The 17,533-nt window shown below is 69.7% G+C and carries 14 protein-coding genes; 11 read left to right on the plus strand and 3 right to left on the minus strand.

Annotated elements, in window-relative coordinates; translation table 11 throughout:
* Nucleotides 1-143: 143 nt before the first annotated feature.
* Both AB3X10_RS07030 and AB3X10_RS07035 read right to left on the minus strand, forming a co-directional pair.
* Nucleotides 144-683 (minus strand): DNA-3-methyladenine glycosylase I, encoded by a 540-nt coding sequence (locus AB3X10_RS07030; protein ID WP_369980243.1) that lies wholly within the window; start codon nucleotides 681-683, stop codon nucleotides 144-146.
* A gap of 15 nt (nucleotides 684-698) precedes the next feature.
* The gene (locus AB3X10_RS07035) at nucleotides 699-2,504 is read right to left on the minus strand and encodes a DUF4153 domain-containing protein (RefSeq protein WP_369980245.1); all 1,806 of its coding nucleotides are present in this window, start codon (nucleotides 2,502-2,504) and stop codon (nucleotides 699-701) included.
* A 106-nt stretch (nucleotides 2,505-2,610) separates the two neighbouring features.
* On the opposite strand from AB3X10_RS07035, the gene AB3X10_RS07040 reads away from it, so the two are divergent.
* The 6 genes from AB3X10_RS07040 (at nucleotide 2,611) to AB3X10_RS07065 (ending at nucleotide 9,382) form a co-directional block, all read left to right on the plus strand.
* The gene (locus AB3X10_RS07040) at nucleotides 2,611-3,177 is read left to right on the plus strand and encodes a YqgE/AlgH family protein (RefSeq protein ID WP_369980247.1); all 567 of its coding nucleotides are present in this window, start codon (nucleotides 2,611-2,613) and stop codon (nucleotides 3,175-3,177) included.
* A complete protein-coding gene (gene ruvX, locus AB3X10_RS07045; protein WP_369980249.1) occupies nucleotides 3,170-3,667 on the plus strand; it encodes a Holliday junction resolvase RuvX in 498 nt (165 codons plus the stop codon). The genes AB3X10_RS07040 and ruvX overlap by 8 nt, the downstream gene beginning before the upstream one ends.
* Nucleotides 3,668-3,686: 19 nt before the next feature.
* Nucleotides 3,687-4,634, plus strand: coding sequence for an aspartate carbamoyltransferase catalytic subunit (locus AB3X10_RS07050; RefSeq protein ID WP_369980251.1), 948 nt, complete (start codon nucleotides 3,687-3,689; stop codon nucleotides 4,632-4,634).
* Between the two features lie 188 nt (nucleotides 4,635-4,822).
* Complete coding sequence (locus AB3X10_RS07055; RefSeq protein ID WP_369980253.1) at nucleotides 4,823-6,826, plus strand: M1 family metallopeptidase; 2,004 nt, start codon at nucleotides 4,823-4,825, stop codon at nucleotides 6,824-6,826.
* Nucleotides 6,827-6,941: 115 nt separating this feature from the next.
* Nucleotides 6,942-7,856 carry a hypothetical protein gene (locus AB3X10_RS07060; RefSeq protein WP_369980255.1) on the plus strand — a complete coding sequence of 305 codons (915 nt, stop codon included), beginning with the start codon at nucleotides 6,942-6,944 and terminating at the stop codon, nucleotides 7,854-7,856.
* Between the two features lie 461 nt (nucleotides 7,857-8,317).
* Nucleotides 8,318-9,382, plus strand: coding sequence for a pectate lyase family protein (locus AB3X10_RS07065; protein ID WP_369980257.1), 1,065 nt, complete (start codon nucleotides 8,318-8,320; stop codon nucleotides 9,380-9,382).
* A gap of 98 nt (nucleotides 9,383-9,480) precedes the next feature.
* On the opposite strand, the gene AB3X10_RS07070 is transcribed toward AB3X10_RS07065, so the two are convergent.
* Complete coding sequence (locus tag AB3X10_RS07070) at nucleotides 9,481-11,679, minus strand: methyl-accepting chemotaxis protein (protein ID WP_369980259.1); 2,199 nt, start codon at nucleotides 11,677-11,679, stop codon at nucleotides 9,481-9,483.
* Between the two features lie 704 nt (nucleotides 11,680-12,383).
* On the opposite strand from AB3X10_RS07070, the gene AB3X10_RS07075 reads away from it, so the two are divergent.
* The 5 genes from AB3X10_RS07075 (at nucleotide 12,384) to AB3X10_RS07095 (ending at nucleotide 17,415) form a co-directional block, all read left to right on the plus strand.
* Nucleotides 12,384-12,539, plus strand: coding sequence for a hypothetical protein (locus AB3X10_RS07075; RefSeq protein WP_369980260.1), 156 nt, complete (start codon nucleotides 12,384-12,386; stop codon nucleotides 12,537-12,539).
* Nucleotides 12,540-12,767: 228 nt separating this feature from the next.
* Entirely contained in the window at nucleotides 12,768-15,008 is a 2,241-nt protein-coding gene (locus AB3X10_RS07080) for a methyl-accepting chemotaxis protein (RefSeq protein ID WP_369980261.1), read from the plus strand.
* A gap of 263 nt (nucleotides 15,009-15,271) precedes the next feature.
* Nucleotides 15,272-15,745 (plus strand): hypothetical protein, encoded by a 474-nt coding sequence (locus tag AB3X10_RS07085; RefSeq protein WP_369980262.1) that lies wholly within the window; start codon nucleotides 15,272-15,274, stop codon nucleotides 15,743-15,745.
* A gap of 2 nt (nucleotides 15,746-15,747) precedes the next feature.
* On the plus strand, nucleotides 15,748-16,623 hold the full coding sequence (locus AB3X10_RS07090) for a DUF6973 domain-containing protein (protein WP_369980264.1): 876 nt from the start codon (nucleotides 15,748-15,750) through the stop codon (nucleotides 16,621-16,623).
* A gap of 198 nt (nucleotides 16,624-16,821) precedes the next feature.
* Complete coding sequence (locus tag AB3X10_RS07095; RefSeq protein WP_369980266.1) at nucleotides 16,822-17,415, plus strand: hypothetical protein; 594 nt, start codon at nucleotides 16,822-16,824, stop codon at nucleotides 17,413-17,415.
* Nucleotides 17,416-17,533: the final 118 nt, after the last annotated feature.

A 17,533-nucleotide genomic window follows, 5' to 3' on the forward strand; every position in this document is an offset into this window, starting at 1 on the left:
ATGGGGCGCTTTTTCGCTCGCTTGTCGACCGGCGGCGGCACCGCGTCATCCGCGCCGGAATGGCGCCACAGGGGACCGGCCCGGGTTCGGCGTGCGCATCGGCGCAGGAGCGCCACGTCGCCGCCGTGCTGCGGGCGGGCAGCTCACGTGCCGCGCATCCACGCCGGGTCGCGCCGCGCGATGCGCGCGAATGCCGGGCAGTCTTCGCGGTGCGCGCCGCGCAGGTAGCCCAGGCTCATCAGGAACTCGCCGGTGATCTCGCCGCCGGTGAAACGGAAGGTGCGCTTGAACAGCTTGATCCACTCGGCCTTGTCGCGCGGATGGTGCGCGTCCAGCCAGGCGGCGAAGCCGCCGTGCGATGCGCGCAGGCCCTGGATCACCTGCGCGTTGTGGATCGCCGCCTGCACCTTGAGCCGGTTGCGGACGATGCCCGGATCGGCGAGCAGGCGCAGCACGTCGGCCTCGCCGTAGGCGGCGACCGTGTCCACGTCGAACCCGGCGTAGGCGGCGCGGAAGCCGGCGCGCTTCTTCAGCATCAGTTCCCAGCTCAGCCCGGCCTGGTTGATCTCCAGTACCAGCCGTTCGAACAGGTCGGATTCGGCGCGCTGCGGGAAGCCGTATTCCTCGTCGTGGTAGGGGCCGTGCAAGGCGTGGCCGGGGGCGATGTCGCAATAGCTGCTCATGCGGGGTGGACTCCGTCAGTCGTCCTGGTCGTGGTCTTCGGGGGAGATCTCGGCACGCTGCGCATCCGGCAAGCGCAGGTCCGGCCAGCGTCGCGGCGCCAGTTCCAGCTTGCCGGCGCGCAGCGCGTCGAACGGCGCATCGGCGCGATCGGGGGCGCTGGGCGAGAAGTGCACCCGCGCCGCATCCTGCCAGCGGTCCTGGCGGCGCGCATGGATGCGGCACTCCATGCCGTAATTGTCGGCGTCGTTGCACAGCAGCGCCTCGTCGCTGCCGTCGCTGTCCAGGTCGCGCAGCAGCAGCACGCAGTGGCCGTCGCGCTGGCGGCAGCCGCCATCGTGCAGGGTGCCGGCCAGCAGCGCCTGCCACCAGCCGTCGCCGGGATCGGCGCTGCCGGCGGCGAGCGGGATGTGCTGGCGCAACCCGGCCGCGTCGGCGATGCGCTCCTGGTCGCGCTTCTCGCCGTCGTCCTCGCCGCCGCCCCAGCGCTGCGTGCGTTGCAGGACGCGCTGCAGCCGTTCCAGTTGCGCCGCGTCGCCGGCGAAGGCCGGCGTCTCGCGCAGCGATTGCACGGCCCGGTAACCGCGGCGGCCGCTGTCGAAGCGCAGGTAGTACAGGTCCATCTGCTCGGCCGTGCTGCGGCTGTCGGCCAGGCGCTGCAACTGGTTGCCGACGACGATGCGGTACGGGTCCAGCAGCGGCGAACAGGTCGCCAGCGCCAGCGCGATCACCACCCAGGACATGGCGCGGTTGACCGGCGCCAGCGGCCGCAGCCAGCGCCCGTCCGGGCGCAGCACCGCCCACGCGTAGCCGAACGCGTAGCCGCAGGCGACTACCGCCACCAGCACGCCGTTGAAGCGCTCCGCGCTCCAGCCGTACTGGCCGATGCGCAGCCACAGCGCGTACAGCGCCAGCAGCGCGTACAGCGGCAGGCTCAGCAGGCCGGCGTCGATCAGCCGCCGCAGCCATTGCGGATAGGGCGCGGTGGCGGCGCCGTCCTGGTACACGGCATTGACGAACACCACCAGCGTCGCCACCAGCACGATCAGGATCTTGGCCGCGGCGCGGGTCTCCCACAGCGGCTGCAGCCCGGTGAACGGCAGGCTCAGCGCGAACAGCACCGCCACGAACGCCAGCAGCGGCAGCAGCCCGGTGCAGATCGCGAACAGGATCTGCCGCATCACCTGCACCGCGCGCTGCTGGGTGCGGCCGATCAGCAGGCCCAGGCCGAACATGGTGCCGGTGGCGAGGTAGGCGAAGGCGGTCTGGCGGAACAGCTCGCGGAAGAAATCCAGCTTCACCAGCGCGAACAGCGCGCCCCACAGCCACAGCACCAGCCAGCAGATGCCGACGAACAGCCCGGCCAGCGCCAGGGTCAGCGCGTTCTGCCAGGCATGCTCGAACAGCTCGCGATACGGCGCCTGCCACTGCCCGTGCTGCAGCCGGCACTGCAGCCACGGCAGCAGCACGAACATGCCCAGCGCGACGGCCATGCCGAACGGGGCCAGCACCTCCGCGCTGCGCAACCCGGGCGCGCCGGTGGCGCTCCACGCCGCCCAGGCCGACAGCGCCGCCACCAGCATCGCCAGCGCGATCACGTGCTGCCACAGGCGCAGATCGTTCAGGCGCCGCACCGACAGCAGGGTCAGCGTCGGCACGGTCAGCACCAGGGTGTACCAGCACACCCGGCCGCCCAGCGCCGCGAACGGCCACAGGCCGGTCTCGGCGCCACGCTGGGCCAGGTACATCAGCGCGCCCTGCAGCAGCGCCACCAGGACGATGAAGGCGCGGGTGCGGCGCGGCAGGTCGGGGGCGGTTTCCATGCGGGACAGCATCCTTGGCGGCGCGGCAGCGCGCGATCGGGCCGATTATGGCAGCCCGGTCCGGCCGGGCGCAGCGCCGGCGCGGGAGGGACGATAGAATGGGGCCATGTCCGCTTTGCCTACCCCCCTGGCCAACCAACTGCTGATCGCGCTGCCGGCGCTGTCCGATCCCAACTTCGCGCGCGGCGTGGCCCTGATCTGCCAGCACGACGAGAACGGCGCGATGGGCGTGCTGGTCAACCGCGCCTCCGAATACACGCTCGGCGAAGTGCTCGAGCAGATGGGCATCGACACCATTGACGCCACGCTGCGCGAGCAGGTGGTGCTCAGCGGCGGCCCGGTGCACCCGGAGCGCGGCTTCGTGATCCACGACGGCGAGCGCGCCTGGGATTCGAGCCTGGCGTTCGGCGATGGCCTGTTCCTGACCACCTCGCGCGACGTGCTCGAAGCGATGGCGCGCGGCGACGGCCCGCGCAACGCGGTGGTCGCGCTGGGCTGCGCCGGCTGGGGCGCCGGCCAGCTCGAATACGAGCTGGGCGAGAACAGCTGGCTGACCGCGCCGGCCGATGCCGAACTGCTGTTCGAGCTGCCGCTGGAACGGCGCTGGCAGACCGCGGCCGGCCGCATCGGCGTGGACCTGTTCCGCCTCACCGACTACAGCGGGCATGCCTGAGCCCGGCGCACCCGCTGCGGACACCGCCACTGCCGGCACGATCCGCCGCGACGGCACCGTGCTCGGCTTCGACGTCGGCAACCGCCGCATCGGCGTGGCCGTGGGCAGCAGCTTCGGCAGCGGCGCGCGCGCGCTGGCGGTGGTCGACGTGCATGCGCAGGGGCCGGACTGGCCGGCGCTGGACCGGCTGCATGCCGAGTGGCGCCCGCACGGCCTGGTGGTCGGCGATCCGCTGACCCTCGACGGCGCCGACCAACCCAACCGCAAGCGCGCGCATGCCTTCGCCCGCGAACTCGGCGCACGCTACCGGTTGCCGGTGGTGCTGGTCGACGAGCGTTCCAGTTCGGTCGAGGCGGCCAAGCGTTTCGCCGTGGACCGCGCCGCCGGGCGCAAGCGCCGCCGCGACGCCGCCGCGCTGGACGCGGTCGCCGCCGCGGTGATCATCGAGCGCTGGCTGGCCGCGCCCGACGACGCCACCCCCATTTCCTGATTCCCTTCCCGGACCCGCCATGACTGACTCGCAACTCGATTCGAACGGGCGCCTGCGCCACCTGCTGACCCTGGAAGGCCTGCCGCGCGCGACCTTGCTGCAACTGCTGGACCGCGCCGGGCAGATCCGCGACGCGGCGGTGGGCCGGGTCGGCAAGCGCAACGTGCTGGCCGGCACCGCGGTGTGCACGCTGTTCTTCGAGCCGTCCACGCGCACCCGCAGCTCGTTCCAGCTGGCCGCGCAGCGGCTCGGCGCGGACGTGCTGAACTTCGACGCCTCGACCTCGTCCACGCGCAAGGGCGAGACCGCGCGCGACACGCTGAAGAACCTGGAAGCGATGGGCGTGCGCGGCTTCGTCGTGCGCCATCCCGAGGACGGCGCGGTCGAGCGCCTGGCCGAAGCGGCCGGCGAGGGCACCGCGCTGATCAACGCCGGCGACGGCCGCAGCGCGCATCCCACCCAGGGCCTGCTCGACATGCTGACCCTGCGCCACGCCAAGGGCGGCGACTTCTCCAGGCTCAAGCTGGTCATCGTCGGCGACGTCAAGCACTCGCGCGTGGCGCGCTCGGACCTGCACGCGCTGCGCACGCTCGGCGCCGGCGAAGTGCGCGTGTGCGGGCCGCAGGCGCTGTTGCCCGACGACGGCACCCTGGACGGCTGCGTGGTCGGCGACGACTTCGACGCCATGCTCGACGGCGTGGACGCGGTGATGATGCTGCGCCTGCAGCGCGAGCGCATGGAGGAAGGCCTGGTGTCCTCGCTGGAGGGCTACCACGCGCAGTACGGCCTCACCGCCGAACGCCTGCGCCGCGCCGCGCCGGGCGCGGTGGTGCTGCACCCGGGCCCGATCAACCGCGGCGTGGAGATCACCGACGAGGTCGCCGACGGCGCGCAGTCGTGCATCCTGCGCCAGGTCGCCAACGGCGTGGCGGTGCGCATGGCGGTGCTGGAGACCCTGTTGGGGTGAGCGCGAGCGGGTGACCGCGCTGGAGCTTGTGGGAGCGGCTTCAGTCGCGACGGGCTTTCTTGATAAGGCCCGTCGCGACTGAAGTCGCTCCCACACGAAACTTCGGCGCTGCGGATGGCCGACCGGCACATCCGCGCCACGCCGTTTCGGCCTACCATCGGGGGCGATCCTCCCCACGGACGCCCCACATGATCCATCCCTTGCGCCGCGCCGGTTTCGCCGCGGCTTGCGTTTCCCTCGTCGGCGTCGCCCAGGCCGCTGCCGCCGCGCCGGCCGCCGCCGCCCCCGCCAGCGGCTACGATCCGCTGGCCCTGTTCGCGCCCCTGCAGCTGCCGCAGCCGGCCACCGCCTATCGCAGCGGCGGCGGCGTGCCCGGCCCGCTGTACTGGCAGAACCGCGCCGACTACGACCTGCACGCCAGCATCGATCCGGCCACGCACACGCTCAGCGGCCAGGAGACCATCACCTACAGCAACCGCAGCCCGGACACGCTGGACGTGCTGTGGCTGCAACTGGACCAGAACATCTACCGCGCCGATGCGCGTGCCCGCGGCGTGCGCCCGGCGCGGGCGGAGCGCCCGCCGTCGCCGTCCAGCGACGGCTACCGCATCGCCAAGGTGGAAGTGGAGCAGGGCGGCAAGCGCGTGCCAGTGACTTTCCTGGTCGACGACACGCGCATGCGCGTGGACCTGCCGCAGCCGCTGGCCGGCGGCGGCAAGGCGCTGAAGCTGCATATCGACTACGCCTACACGGTGCCCGGCACCTGGGGCGGGCGCACCGCGATCACCCCGACCGGCGACGGCGACATCTACGAGATCGCGCAGTGGTATCCGCGCATGGCGGTGTACGACGACCAGCGCGGCTGGGACACGCAGCCCTACCTGGGCGCGGAGTTCTACCTGGAATACGGCGACTTCGACTACGCGGTGACGGTGCCGTGGAACTACCTGGTCGCCGGGTCCGGCGAACTGGTCAACCCGGCGCAGGTGCTCACCGCCACGCAACGCCAGCGCCTGGCCCAGGCCGCGGCCAGCGACCGCACCGTGGCGATCCGCAGCGCCGCCGAAATCGGCGATGCGGCCAGCCGGCCGACCGCCAGCGGCACCCAGACCTGGCGCTTCCACATGGCGCATAGCCGCGACGTGGCCTTCGCCGCCTCGCCGGCCTTCGTCTGGGACGCCGCGCGCATCAACCTGCCCGAGGGCAAGCATGCGCTGGCGATGTCGGTGTATCCGCGCGAAGGCGTCGGCGCCGACAAGTGGGACCGCTCCACCGAGTTCGTCAAGGCGTCGATCGAGCATTTCTCGCAGTGGTACCCGTACCCGTGGCCGGCGGCGGTGAACCTGGGCGGCCACGGCGCCGGCATGGAGTATCCCGGCATCGTGTTCGACGACATGCACGACGGCGGCAAGGACCTGTTCTGGATCACCGCGCACGAACTGGGCCACGGCTGGTTCCCGATGATCGTCGGCTCCAACGAGCGCCGCTACGCGTTCATGGACGAGGGCTTCAACACCTTCATCGACGTCTACGCCTCCGATGCGGTCAACCACGGCGAATTCGCGCCCAAGCGCGACAGCGAGTACGCGCCGAAAGGCGGCAACCCGGTCGACGAGATCCTGCCGCTGCTGGCCGATGCGCAGGCGCCGAACCTGCTCGACCGCGCCGACGCCACCAGCGAGACCTACCGGCATCCGCTGACCTACTTCAAGGGTGCGCTGGGCCTGGTGCTGCTGCGCGAACAGATCCTCGGCCCGGCGCGCTTCGATCCGGCGTTCCGCAAGTACATCGCCACCTGGGCGTACAGGCACCCGACCCCGTCGGATTTCTTCCGGCTGATGGAAAGCGAGTCCGGCGAAGACCTGTCGTGGTGGTGGCGCGGCTGGTACCTCAACAACTGGCAGCTGGACATGGGCGTGCGCGCGGCCAGCTATGTCGAGCACGACCCGGCCAAGGGCCTGCTGGTGACCCTGCAGAGCAGGCAGAAGCTGGTGATGCCGGCGACCTTGCGCATCGACTTCGCCGACGGCAGCCACCTCGACCAGCGCGTGCCGGTGGAGACCTGGATCCAGCAGACCCAGCCGCAGATCCGCGTGCCGAGCACGCGCAAGGTGCTGCACGTGACCCTGGACCCCGAGCACAAACTGCCCGACGCCGATCGCGGCGACAACCAGTTCGATGCGGTGAGCTGAGCCGCGCGGGATCGGCGGCGCGTGGCGGCCGCATGCCGCTTGCGTCGCCGTGCCAGCGCGGCGATAGTGCCGCGCCGCACGCGTCCGCGTGCGCCTGCATCCAGGGAGAAGGAGCTTGCCAGCCATTGCCGGCATCGCCGCCGCGACCGTCCCGTCCAGCAGTGTCGTGCCAGCGGCGGCGACTGCCGCGTTCGCGCTGCGCACGCCGCGCTCGCACGCAGCCACGCCGTCGCGCACCGGCGTGTCGCTGCGTTGGCGTACGCGCGCGCAGCGCATCGCCGCGGCGCTGTGCCTGCTGGCGGCCGCACCGCTGGCCAGCGCCTGGCATCCGCAGTACCCGCCCTGGGCCGGCGCGCCGCCGGGCGCGGCATGCAAGGTCCAGGCGCTGCAGCCGGCCGATGGCGGCACGGTGAGCTGGGACGGCATCGCGACCTATCGCCATGCCGGGATCCGCCTGGAGCTCGATTTCAGCGACACGCCGACGCTGCGGCTGTTCGATGCGCACGGGCGTGCCCTGGCTGAGCCGGTCGCAGCGAACGGCGCGCGGTTGGGATTCCACGGCGTGGAAACGCTGGATCTCAACCACGACCGGCGGCCGGATTTCGTCGTCACCCTCGGCAGCGGCGGGGTCGGCCTGGCCGGCGGCGACGCCTGGCGCCGGGTGATGCTGTCCGATGGCGACCGCTATCGGCCGATCGAGGTGGAGACCCACGAACCCAGCGCCGACGACTACCGCCTGCTGCCGCAGCGCGCCGGCTGCGGACTGCTGCAACTGGTGCCGGTCTGGGCCGACCCGGCGCTGACCGGCGACCGCAAGCCGCATCTGTTCTGGGTCTACCGCCTGTTGCGTTTCGAACACGGGCGCGCGGTGTACGCCGATGCGCGCCTGCCCGGATTGCCCAAGTGGATCCTCTACACCGCGCGGCCGCACAACAGCCGCGCCACCACGCTGCTCGGATCCGCGCAGAAGCGCGCGGCGTGGGCGGCGCGCGAGCGCGGCAAGGTCACGCCCGCGCCCGCCGATCCGTAGCGTCGCGATCGTCCCGGCGCCAGTCGGCGACGACGGCCGGCCGACGTCGCCTGCGCCCATCCATGCTGCACGCGCAACATCGGCTGCACGCAGCGCAGGCGCGGCAATGACGCGCGATTGTCTCCATCGCCAAGCGCGCGCGCTCGGCAGGTGGCGCCGCGCGGCGTGCCGATGGCGCTGCGTCGCGGTTCTTCGTGGCGTCCGGCATGCCTGCGGCGTCGCGCGCGATCGCGTTGCGGGCGCCTGTCTGCGGCTGTCGTTGTCTGTCCCCCTCTGTCCGTTCGTGTCCGCTTCGCGTGTCCCGCGCGCCGATCGTAGGTGCCGATCTAGCTTCGCGATTCGCGCGATTGCACGTGCGCGGGGCCGGGCGAAGACTGCGCCCGGCCCCCACGCCCCGTGCCATCGCCCGTCGCATCCGCGCCAGGCGCCACGCACTCATCGCTGCAAGATGGGAGAGTCCGATGAACACCCAACCGCTCACGCGCACGCTCGCGCTGGTCCTGCTTCTCTGCGCGCCGCCGGCCATCGCCGGCCCGGTCGGCTATGGCGCCGCCACCACCGGCGGCGGCAACGCGACCCCGATCAACGTCGCCACGATGGAGGCGATGCAGGCCGCGATCGACGGCTATTCCGGCAGCGGCGGCCTGGTGTTGAACTACACCGGCCAGTTCAACTTCGCCAGCATCGGCAATGTCTGCACGCAGTGGCAGCTGCCGGCCAAGACCGTGCAGATCAAGAACAAGAGCAACATCACCATCAAGGGCGCCAACGGCTCGTCGGCGAACTTCGGCCTGTGGGTGGTGGGCAATGCGCACAACATCATCATCCGCAACATGACCATCGGCCTGCTGCCCGGCGGCGAGGACGCCGACTCGATCTCGCTGGAAGGCAACTCCACCGGCGAGCCGTCCAACATCTGGATCGACCACAACACCCTGTTCGCGTCGCTGACCAAGTGTTCCGGCGCCGGCGATGCCTCCTTCGACGGCGGCATCGACATGAAGAAGGGCGCCCACCACGTCACCGTGTCCTACAACTACGTGCACGACTACCAGAAGGTCGCGCTCAACGGCTACAGCGACAACGACACCAAGAACGCCGCCGCGCGCACCACCTACCACCACAACCGCTTCGAGAACGTGGAATCGCGGCTGCCGCTGCAACGCCGCGGCCTGAGCCACATCTACAACAACTACTTCAACAACGTGCTCACCTCCGGCATCAACGTGCGCATGGGCGGGATCGCGCTGATCGAGGCCAACTACTTCGAGAACGTAAAGAACCCGGTCACCTCGCGCGACAGCAGCGAAATCGGCTACTGGGACCTGGTCAACAACTACGTCGGCAGCGGCATCACCTGGAGCGTGCCGGACAGCACGAGCAAGCCCTACGCCAACGCCACCACCTGGATCTCGTCGAAGACGTTCCCGCAGCCGCTGGGCTACGTGTACACCGCGATCCCGGCGGCGCAGGTCAAGGCCAAGGTCATCGCCACCGCCGGCGCGGGCACCAACCTGGCCGAGTAGGTGCGCCGGCGGGCGCCGATCGGCCCAGCCGATCCCCGCGAGTTGCCGGGATCGGCTGTTGCCGTGGCGATGCCGCGAATCCGCGGGCTCGCCCGATGTCACGCGATCGCGTGTGGGCCGGGATTTGAGCGGCGTGCCGCCAGCGCGCCGACCGTGCCGGAACCGACCGACGTCAGCTTTGTGGGCGCGGTGGGACGAAGCGGTTGTGCCAGGTCCGCGCGGACCTTGAATGCCGACACCGCGTCGGTCAGCTGTGCGGCCTGCTGCTCCATCGAGCGCGCCGCCGCAGTGGCTTCTTCGACCAGCGCCGCGTTCTGCTGGGTGGCTTCGTCCATCTGGGTCACGGTCTGGTTGACCTGCTCGATACCGGCGGACTGTTCCTGCGACGCGGCGGAGATCTCGCCCATGATGTCGGTGACGCGCTGCACCGAGGACACGATTTCCTGCATGGTCTGACCGGCCTGGCCGACCAGGCTCGAGCCCTTGCTGACCTGGGTGACCGACTCGTCGATCAGGCCCTTGATCTCCTTGGCCGCGCTGGCCGAGCGCTGCGCCAGGGTGCGCACTTCCGAGGCGACGACGGCGAAGCCGCGGCCCTGCTCGCCGGCGCGCGCCGCTTCCACCGCAGCGTTCAAGGCCAGGATATTGGTCTGGAAGGCGATGCCGTCGATGACGCTGATGATGTCGGCGATCTTCTTCGAGGAGGTCTCGATGCCGCTCATCGTGGTCACCACCTGGCTCACGACGTCGCCGCCCTGCGAGGCGACCGCGGCGGCGCCGACCGCGAGCTGGTTGGCCTGGCGCGCATGTTCGGCGTTCTGCTTCACGGTGGAGGTCAGTTCCTCCATCGAGGCGGCGGTTTCCTCCAGGCTCGCGGCCTGCTGTTCGGTGCGCCGCGACAGGTCGTCATTGCCGTTGGCGATCTCGCTGGAGGCGGTATTGATGTTGCCGGCGGCCAGCTGGATGCGGCCGACGATATCGGCCAACTGCTCGGTGGTGGCGTTGGCGTCGTCGCGCATCCGCGCGAACACGCCGTGGAAGTCGCCCTGCATGCGCACGGTCAGGTCGCCGGCGGCGATGGCCTGCAGCAGGGTGGACAGCGCCTGCAGGTTGCCGTCTGCGGTGGACATCAAGGTGTTGAGGCTTTCGACCATGGCGCGGAAGTCGTACTGGAAGCGCTGCGCGTCGCCGCGCACGCTGAAGTCGCCGGCCGCCGCGGCCGCGGCCAACTGGCCGATCTCGCGATTCATCGCGATCAGGTTGTGCTTGACCGTCTCCATCGTCTCGGTGAGCACGGCCTTCTCGCCCGGCAGCCGCTCCATGTCTTCGGAAAGATCGCCGACCGCGTAACGGCCCATGATCTGCGCCAGGCGCATCGTCACCGCGATATGCGAGCCTGCCAGTGCGTTGACGCCGCGCACCATGCGCGCGTACTCGCCGGGGAACGCGCTTTCGTCCATGCGGTAGCCGATCTCGCCCGCGTCGTGGCGGCGGCCCATGTCCAACTGCGCGGCGATGACGCCCTGCAGGCGGTCGCGGATCAGATACACGGCGCTGGCCAACTGCACGGTCTCGTCTTTGCCGGTCACCTTGACCTCGACGTCGAGCACTCCGCGCGACAGCTGCTGTACCGCCGTGACTGCCTGTCGAATCGAGCGGGAGATGGCGTTGCCCAGCAACAGCGCAATGGCGATGCCGGCTAGCACCGTCAGCACCAGTGCGACCGCGGACAGCGTCATGGCCCGTGCATCCGCCGCCTGCTGCTGTTGATAGCGGGTCTTGGCGGAGGCGCTCAGGTCGGACCGCAACGCGGCAAGCCCGGCAAACGTGGCGTTGGCGTTGTCCTTGACCTGGGTCCGGTTCACTTCGGCGCCGCCGGCGATGTCGCCGGCTTCGATCAACGCGACCTGGCGCTGCATGCCCAAGCGCATCCGGCCATAGCTGGCCTTGATTTTCTGCAGTTGCGCCTTGTGCTCCTGCTCGCTCGTCAGCAAGCGGGTGAGGTCTGCGATGCTGGCTTCGACCTGGCTGAAGTGTTCGTCGTTCTCGTGCTTCCACTGCGCGATCAGCTCGGGCGTGCCGATGGCGATCATGCGCAGGATGTTGATGTCGACCCGGGTCAGATGGCCGTCGACATCGCTGGCCAGTGCGGAGCCGACGAAGTCCCGCTGGTAGAGGGTGCCCACGCTTTCCTTGGAGGTGTGCAGGCTGTTCAGCAGGAACAGACACAGCAGGATGCAGGGGATCAAGGTTCCCACCAATGCCAGCAGGAACTTGTTTTTGATGGTGGAGAGCATGTACGGCCTCAGGGAAGGAGGGGTGCGGGGCGAAAAAGCCGGCCAAGTGAGTGAAACCCGCTGGCCGGACCGACCTGGCGGCGTCTGCCGCGCATGAAGCAGAACCTCGAAAGCGTGCAACGTCAGCGTGCGTACCAGCGGCAATCGAGCGCCCATGCTGGGCATGCCTGCCCTGTCCGGGTCGGCCTTCCGTTTGCCGGCGGCAGCCTTCGTCGCATTCGAGACCTGGGCGCTCTCCCTCTATAGCGGCCGCCATCACGCAGTCTTTACAAAATTAAATAGGGAACCATTGGCCGAGACGGATGGCCTCCTCCAGGCCGATCGCGGGAGCGCCGCGGCAGGGACCAGGCGCCGTGGCGGGCCCTTCCGGCAAGTGGGCGCGATCGCGTCGCATGCGTTCGGCTGTGGCGAGGCTGCTCGCAGCGCCGGTCGGGCGACGCGTCTGCACGCGCGCGATCCACGCAGCGCGTGCCGGCGCGGCGTCGCGCCGTGCGCCAGGATGCCGCGGAGGGCGGAGGGCGGCGTCGACTGCGCAAGGCGCCAGGTCCGATGCCCGATGCCATCTGCGCGATGCGGCGCGCGCCGTCCCGTGGGCCACGCCCGGCGGCGCATGCCGGAGCGCGCCAGGCCATATCGTTCTGCCGATCTTCCGTTTCGACTCGCCGCGATCGGCGACGGCACAACGCGTTCGATGACGCAGTCGGTTGCTCGCGACCACCATGCCGGTGCGCGGCGCGACGATCCGCACGGCGCGTGCCGCGCTGCTGCGCGCGAGCGAAGTTCTTCACTGGAATTTCACCGATTCGGATACGTTCGGACCGTTTTTTTGGCCGTTCTCCACGCGCCGATCATGTGTGTGAGTACGTTCAATAAAACGTCCGCGAATGCGCATCAAGAATCCACGACGGTCGCCGTTACCTCGCCCAAGCATCGGCGCTGGCGTCGCGCGCGGTGGGCCTCGGTCTTGCGATTTTCCGGCCTGCCGCAGGCGCCATGCCATGCCTTCGCGGTCTGTTCCGTTTCGTGCCCGGTCCTGCGGCGTTGCCAGGCCGTGGCGCACTTCCATTCCCCCAGCCTTGGTACTCCCCATGATCGGATTTCTTCAGCGCTACAACGTCGGCACGCGTCTCTCCTTTGCGTTCGGCCTGCTCATCCTGCTTTCCTGCGGCCTCGTCGTGGCGGGAGTGGTGACCCTGGCGCAGGCGCGCGAGCGCTTGGACACCATCGTCAATCGCAACATGATCATCATCCAGTACACCGGCGACATGCTCGAGGCCAGCTCGGTCATCGCCATCAATCTGCGCAACATCGTCCTGCCGACCACGCAGGAGGAGAATGTCCAGTTCGCCAAAATCATCGAGCAACAGCGCAAGCGCTACGCCGAGGTGCGCGATAAGCTCTATGCGCTTCCAGCCAGCGCCGAGGGCGCTGCGATGCGCGAGCAGATCGATCAGGCGCGCGAACTGTCGCGCGCGAGCAACCAGGAGGTGCTCGACCTGGGAATGAACTACAAGCCCGACGAAGCGCTTGCCGCGCTGATGAAGCGGGCGGCGCCGGAGACGCAGAAATGGCAGGACGCCATCTCCGCCTACGCGACCCTGCAGCGCAAGCGCACCGACGAGGCCTATGCCGCGGCGAACGCGGCGATGGACCGTGGCCGCGCCTTGCTGATCAGCGGTGGCGTGGCGGTGGTGCTGGTCAGCAGCCTGCTGGCCTGGCTGATCACGCGCAGCCTCACCGTGCCGCTGAGCCGCGCCACGCGCGCCGCCGAGGCGATCGCCGACGGCAAGCTGGACAACGACGTGCAGACCCAGGCCACCGACGAAACCGGGCGTCTGCTCAGCGCGATGCACGGCATGCAGCACCAGTTGCGCAGCCTGATCGCCGCGCAGCTGGACATGGCCAAGCGCCACGACGCGGGCCAGATCAGCTTCCGCATGGATGCCTCCGCGTTCCCCGGCGACTACGGCCGCATGGCGGCGGAAACCAATGCCGTGGTCGGCTCGCACATCGAGGTCAAGCTGAAGCTGGCGCAGATCATGGGCCGCTACGCGATCGGCGACCTCAGCCAGGACATGGACCGGCTGCCCGGCGAGAAGGCGGTGCTGACCCAGACCATGGACGAAGTGAAGGCCAACCTGTCGGCGATGAACGGCCAGATCAAGCAGCTGGCGCAGTCCGCCGCCAACGGCGACTTCAGCGCCCGCGGCGACGCCGAGCGCTTCCAGTTCGACTTCCGGGTCATGGTGGAAAGCCTCAACCAGCTGATGACCACCGCCGACGGCAACCTGCAATCCCTGTCGGCCTTGCTGCAATCCATCGCCAACGGCGACCTGACCGCACGCATGCACGGCGAGTTCCGCGGCGTGTTCGCGCAGATGCGCGACGACGCCAACGCCACTGCCGAGCAGCTGTCGGAGATCGTCGGCCGGATCAAGCACTCGGCCGTATCGATCAACGCCGCGGCCAGCGAGATCGCGACCGGCAACGACGACCTGTCGCGGCGCACCGAACAGCAGGCCGCGAGCCTGGAGGAAACCGCCGCCTCGATGGAGGAGCTGACCTCCACCGTCAAGCAGAACGCCGAACACGCGCGCCAGGCCAACCAGCTCGCGGTCGGCGCCGCCGCGGTCGCCTCCGAAGGCGGCGACGTGGTCGGCCAGGTGGTCACCACGATGAGCGGCATCGAAGCCTCGTCGAAGAAGATCGCCGACATCATCAGCGTCATCGACGGCATCGCCTTCCAGACCAACATCCTCGCGCTCAACGCGGCGGTGGAAGCGGCGCGCGCCGGCGAGCAGGGCCGCGGCTTCGCCGTGGTCGCCTCGGAAGTGCGCACCCTGGCGCAGCGCTCGGCCAGCGCGGCCAAGGAGATCAAGGAACTGATCGACGACTCGGTCAGCCGGGTGGCCGAAGGCTCGGCGCTGGTCGGCCAGGCCGGCAAGACCATGCAGGAGATCGTGTCTTCGGTGCAGCGCGTCACCGACATCATGAGCGAGATCTCCGCCGCGTCGCAGGAGCAGTACGCCGGCATCGAGCAGGTCAACCAGACCGTGACCCAGATGGACGAGAGCACGCAGCAGAATGCGGCCCTGGTGGAAGAGGCCAGCGCCGCGGCGCGCTCGATGGAGCAGCAAGCGGACGAGCTGACCCAGGCGGTGGCCCTGTTCAAGCTGGAGGATGGCGCAGCGCCGGCGGTGCGCAAGGCGCTCGCCGCAGCGGCGTCGAAGCCCGGCAGCGGCGCCCGCCCGGCCACCGTGCCGGCGATGCCGGCGCGGCGCCTGCAGTCCGTCGCCTTGGCCACGGACAAGGATTGGCAGGAGTTCTGATCGGCAAGTCATGGCGTTCGCCGCCCTCCAGCTGGAGGGCGGCCTGTCGTCGCGGCACACGGACCGCGTGCCGCGCGGCCGCTGCAGGGGCGGCTGCCACGGCATCCAGCCGCGGCCAATGCGCCGTCGCCAGTCGCGCAATGCCCAGGCGTCCGATGCGCCGCGTGCCGTCGGATTCGCTGCCTTCCTGGGGCGGCGCGCTGTTGAGCCGTGTGCCGGATTGCCCCAGAATGCGGCATCGACGGCGGAAGGAGCCACGTCCCATGTTCGACGCCACCACCGCGGCGCTGTCCGCGCCGCAGCGTGCCGTTGGCGATGCCCGCACGCGTCTGCGGATGCGGGTACCACGCCGTCTCGCCTTGCTGGTCTTCTCTTTCGTCTCGATTGCAGGATGCACGATGGCCGATTCTCCGCTTTCAAAAGAACAATTCGCGCACCAGGTCGATGCGCTGCTGGGCGGCCGCGATGCGGTGGAGGTGCCGGCCTCGGCACTGACCGCGTTCGCGTGGCAGCGACTGTGTTTCGAACGCGACGATGCGCTGTTGCTGAAGTTCACCGTGGATGGCCACGAACGCGTGCTGGCGCTGCCCTACGAGGAGTTCTTCGTCGACGAAGGCCACGTACGGGGCTCGCTGGAGGATGCCTGCCTGGCTCCGGGCGACAGGATCCTGGTCAAGAAGAAATATCCGGGGTACGCCGGCCCGGTGGAATTCCAGAAGAGCGGCCAGGGAGGCTAGCCATGGTGGACATCACCGACCCGAAAGGCGCCAAGCGGGAGATCGAGCAGGAGGCTTATCGGTACTACGAACAGTTGAGCGGCACGCCGCTGGCCAGGCGGCCCGACGGCAGCTTCGCCGCGCAGGGTCACAACGACGAGCTCGATGCATTTCGCCATGCCTACACCAGTGGCCGCGTCACTCAGGTCGCCGGCGGCATGCAATGGGTCGCACGCCATTTCGGCAACGACGCGGAGATCGGCGCGGCGCATCCCAACGATCCGTACGAACATCGCATGGACCTGTGGAACAACGAGACCGGCCGCCGCCTGGGCGATGCCGCCGCCGATGCGCCGGACCTGGCGCGGCGCACGTATGCGGCGCTGCGCAATGGCGAACTGGCCACCGGCCTGTCCGATCCACGCCTGCGCCAGCTGTATCCCGACGATCCGCGCCTGCGCCTGGCGCAGGGCGACCCGCAACGCGAACTGGTCAGCGGCGACGATGTGGACCGCATCAACCGCGACGTCTCGCGGCTGCAGGACCAAGCCCAGGATCGATTCCCGCCGGGCCATCCCGACCGCGCCTATTTCGATGCCTTGCGCGCGCAACTGCCGGCGCAGGTCTCCGACACCAAGGTCGCGCAGGCGCTGCTGGCGGCCAAGGCCGAAGGCATCGAGCGTGTCGACCAGCTCGGCGCGGCGACGCTGCACAACGATCAGATCTTCGTCAGCGGCAAGACCCCCGGATTCCGCGCCCAGGTCGACGCCAATGCGCCGGCGCCGGACATGCGCGAGACCGTGTACCAGACCGACCAGCACAATCTGGTCCGTGCCTACGACGAGCAGAACCGCGCCCCGGCGCAGGCCCCGCAACCGTCGGCCCCTGCCGGACCCTAGCGCGAGGTGCGGGCGTTGCCGGCGGCGTGCGGCGGATGAGGTCCCACTGGCGCGCGCATCGCCTCTGATGGCGGAAACGCTGCCGGTGCAGGCCGCAGGCGAACGTGGCGCCCGGTCGACAGCATATCGCCGCGATTTTGGCTATATTTGCCAGGCGGGCACCGGCAGGGGGCGGGTGTCGTTGATCAGGGGACGATCGTGGAAATCCAGCAGCGCCGTTTTTCGAACCATATCCGCTACGTCTTCGGCGACGACGAGCTGCACTATTCGGTGCAGGACGGCTCCGGCAGCCGCAGCTTCTCGGTGGGCTACGGCGATATCGGTCGCGACCGCCAGACCCTGACCGAGCGCAATCAGTGGCTGCGCAATGCCGGTTTGCTGTGGGGCGTGCTGGGGTTGGTGCTGACCGTGACGTCCTCGCTGAAATATCATGCGTTCGCGCCCTCGTTCTGGCTGTGGATCGGCATCATCTGCTACGCCGCCTATCACCTGGTGGTGACCCACTACCTGATCCTTCCGACCGAGAAGGGCAATCTGCTGATCATCCGCAACGCCGACGGCGAGCGGATCCTCGCGCAGATCGAACAGCGCCGCGCCAACTATCTGCGGCGCGAATACGACGTCATGCTCGCCGAGGAACATCCCGAGCAGCGCCGCAACCGCTTCAAGTGGTTGCATCGCGAAGGCGTATTGAGCGACGAGGAACTGGAGCAGCGCCTGCAGCAGGTGGATGCGCGGGATCCGGCGCTGCTGGTGGTGCAGCAGGTCCTGTCGGGAAACCAGCTGCACTGAGCCTGCGGCGGCCGCGGGTGCGGCGGCCTGCAGCGCAACGCTGGCGCCGCACGCATGTGGAGCGGGGTTCGCAGCGGTGGCCCGCCCTCGCGCCGTGCATGGCGCTGCGGCAACGGAT

This window comes from Xanthomonas sp. DAR 80977, assembly GCF_041240605.1.
Taxonomy (GTDB): domain Bacteria; phylum Pseudomonadota; class Gammaproteobacteria; order Xanthomonadales; family Xanthomonadaceae; genus Xanthomonas_A; species Xanthomonas_A bundabergensis.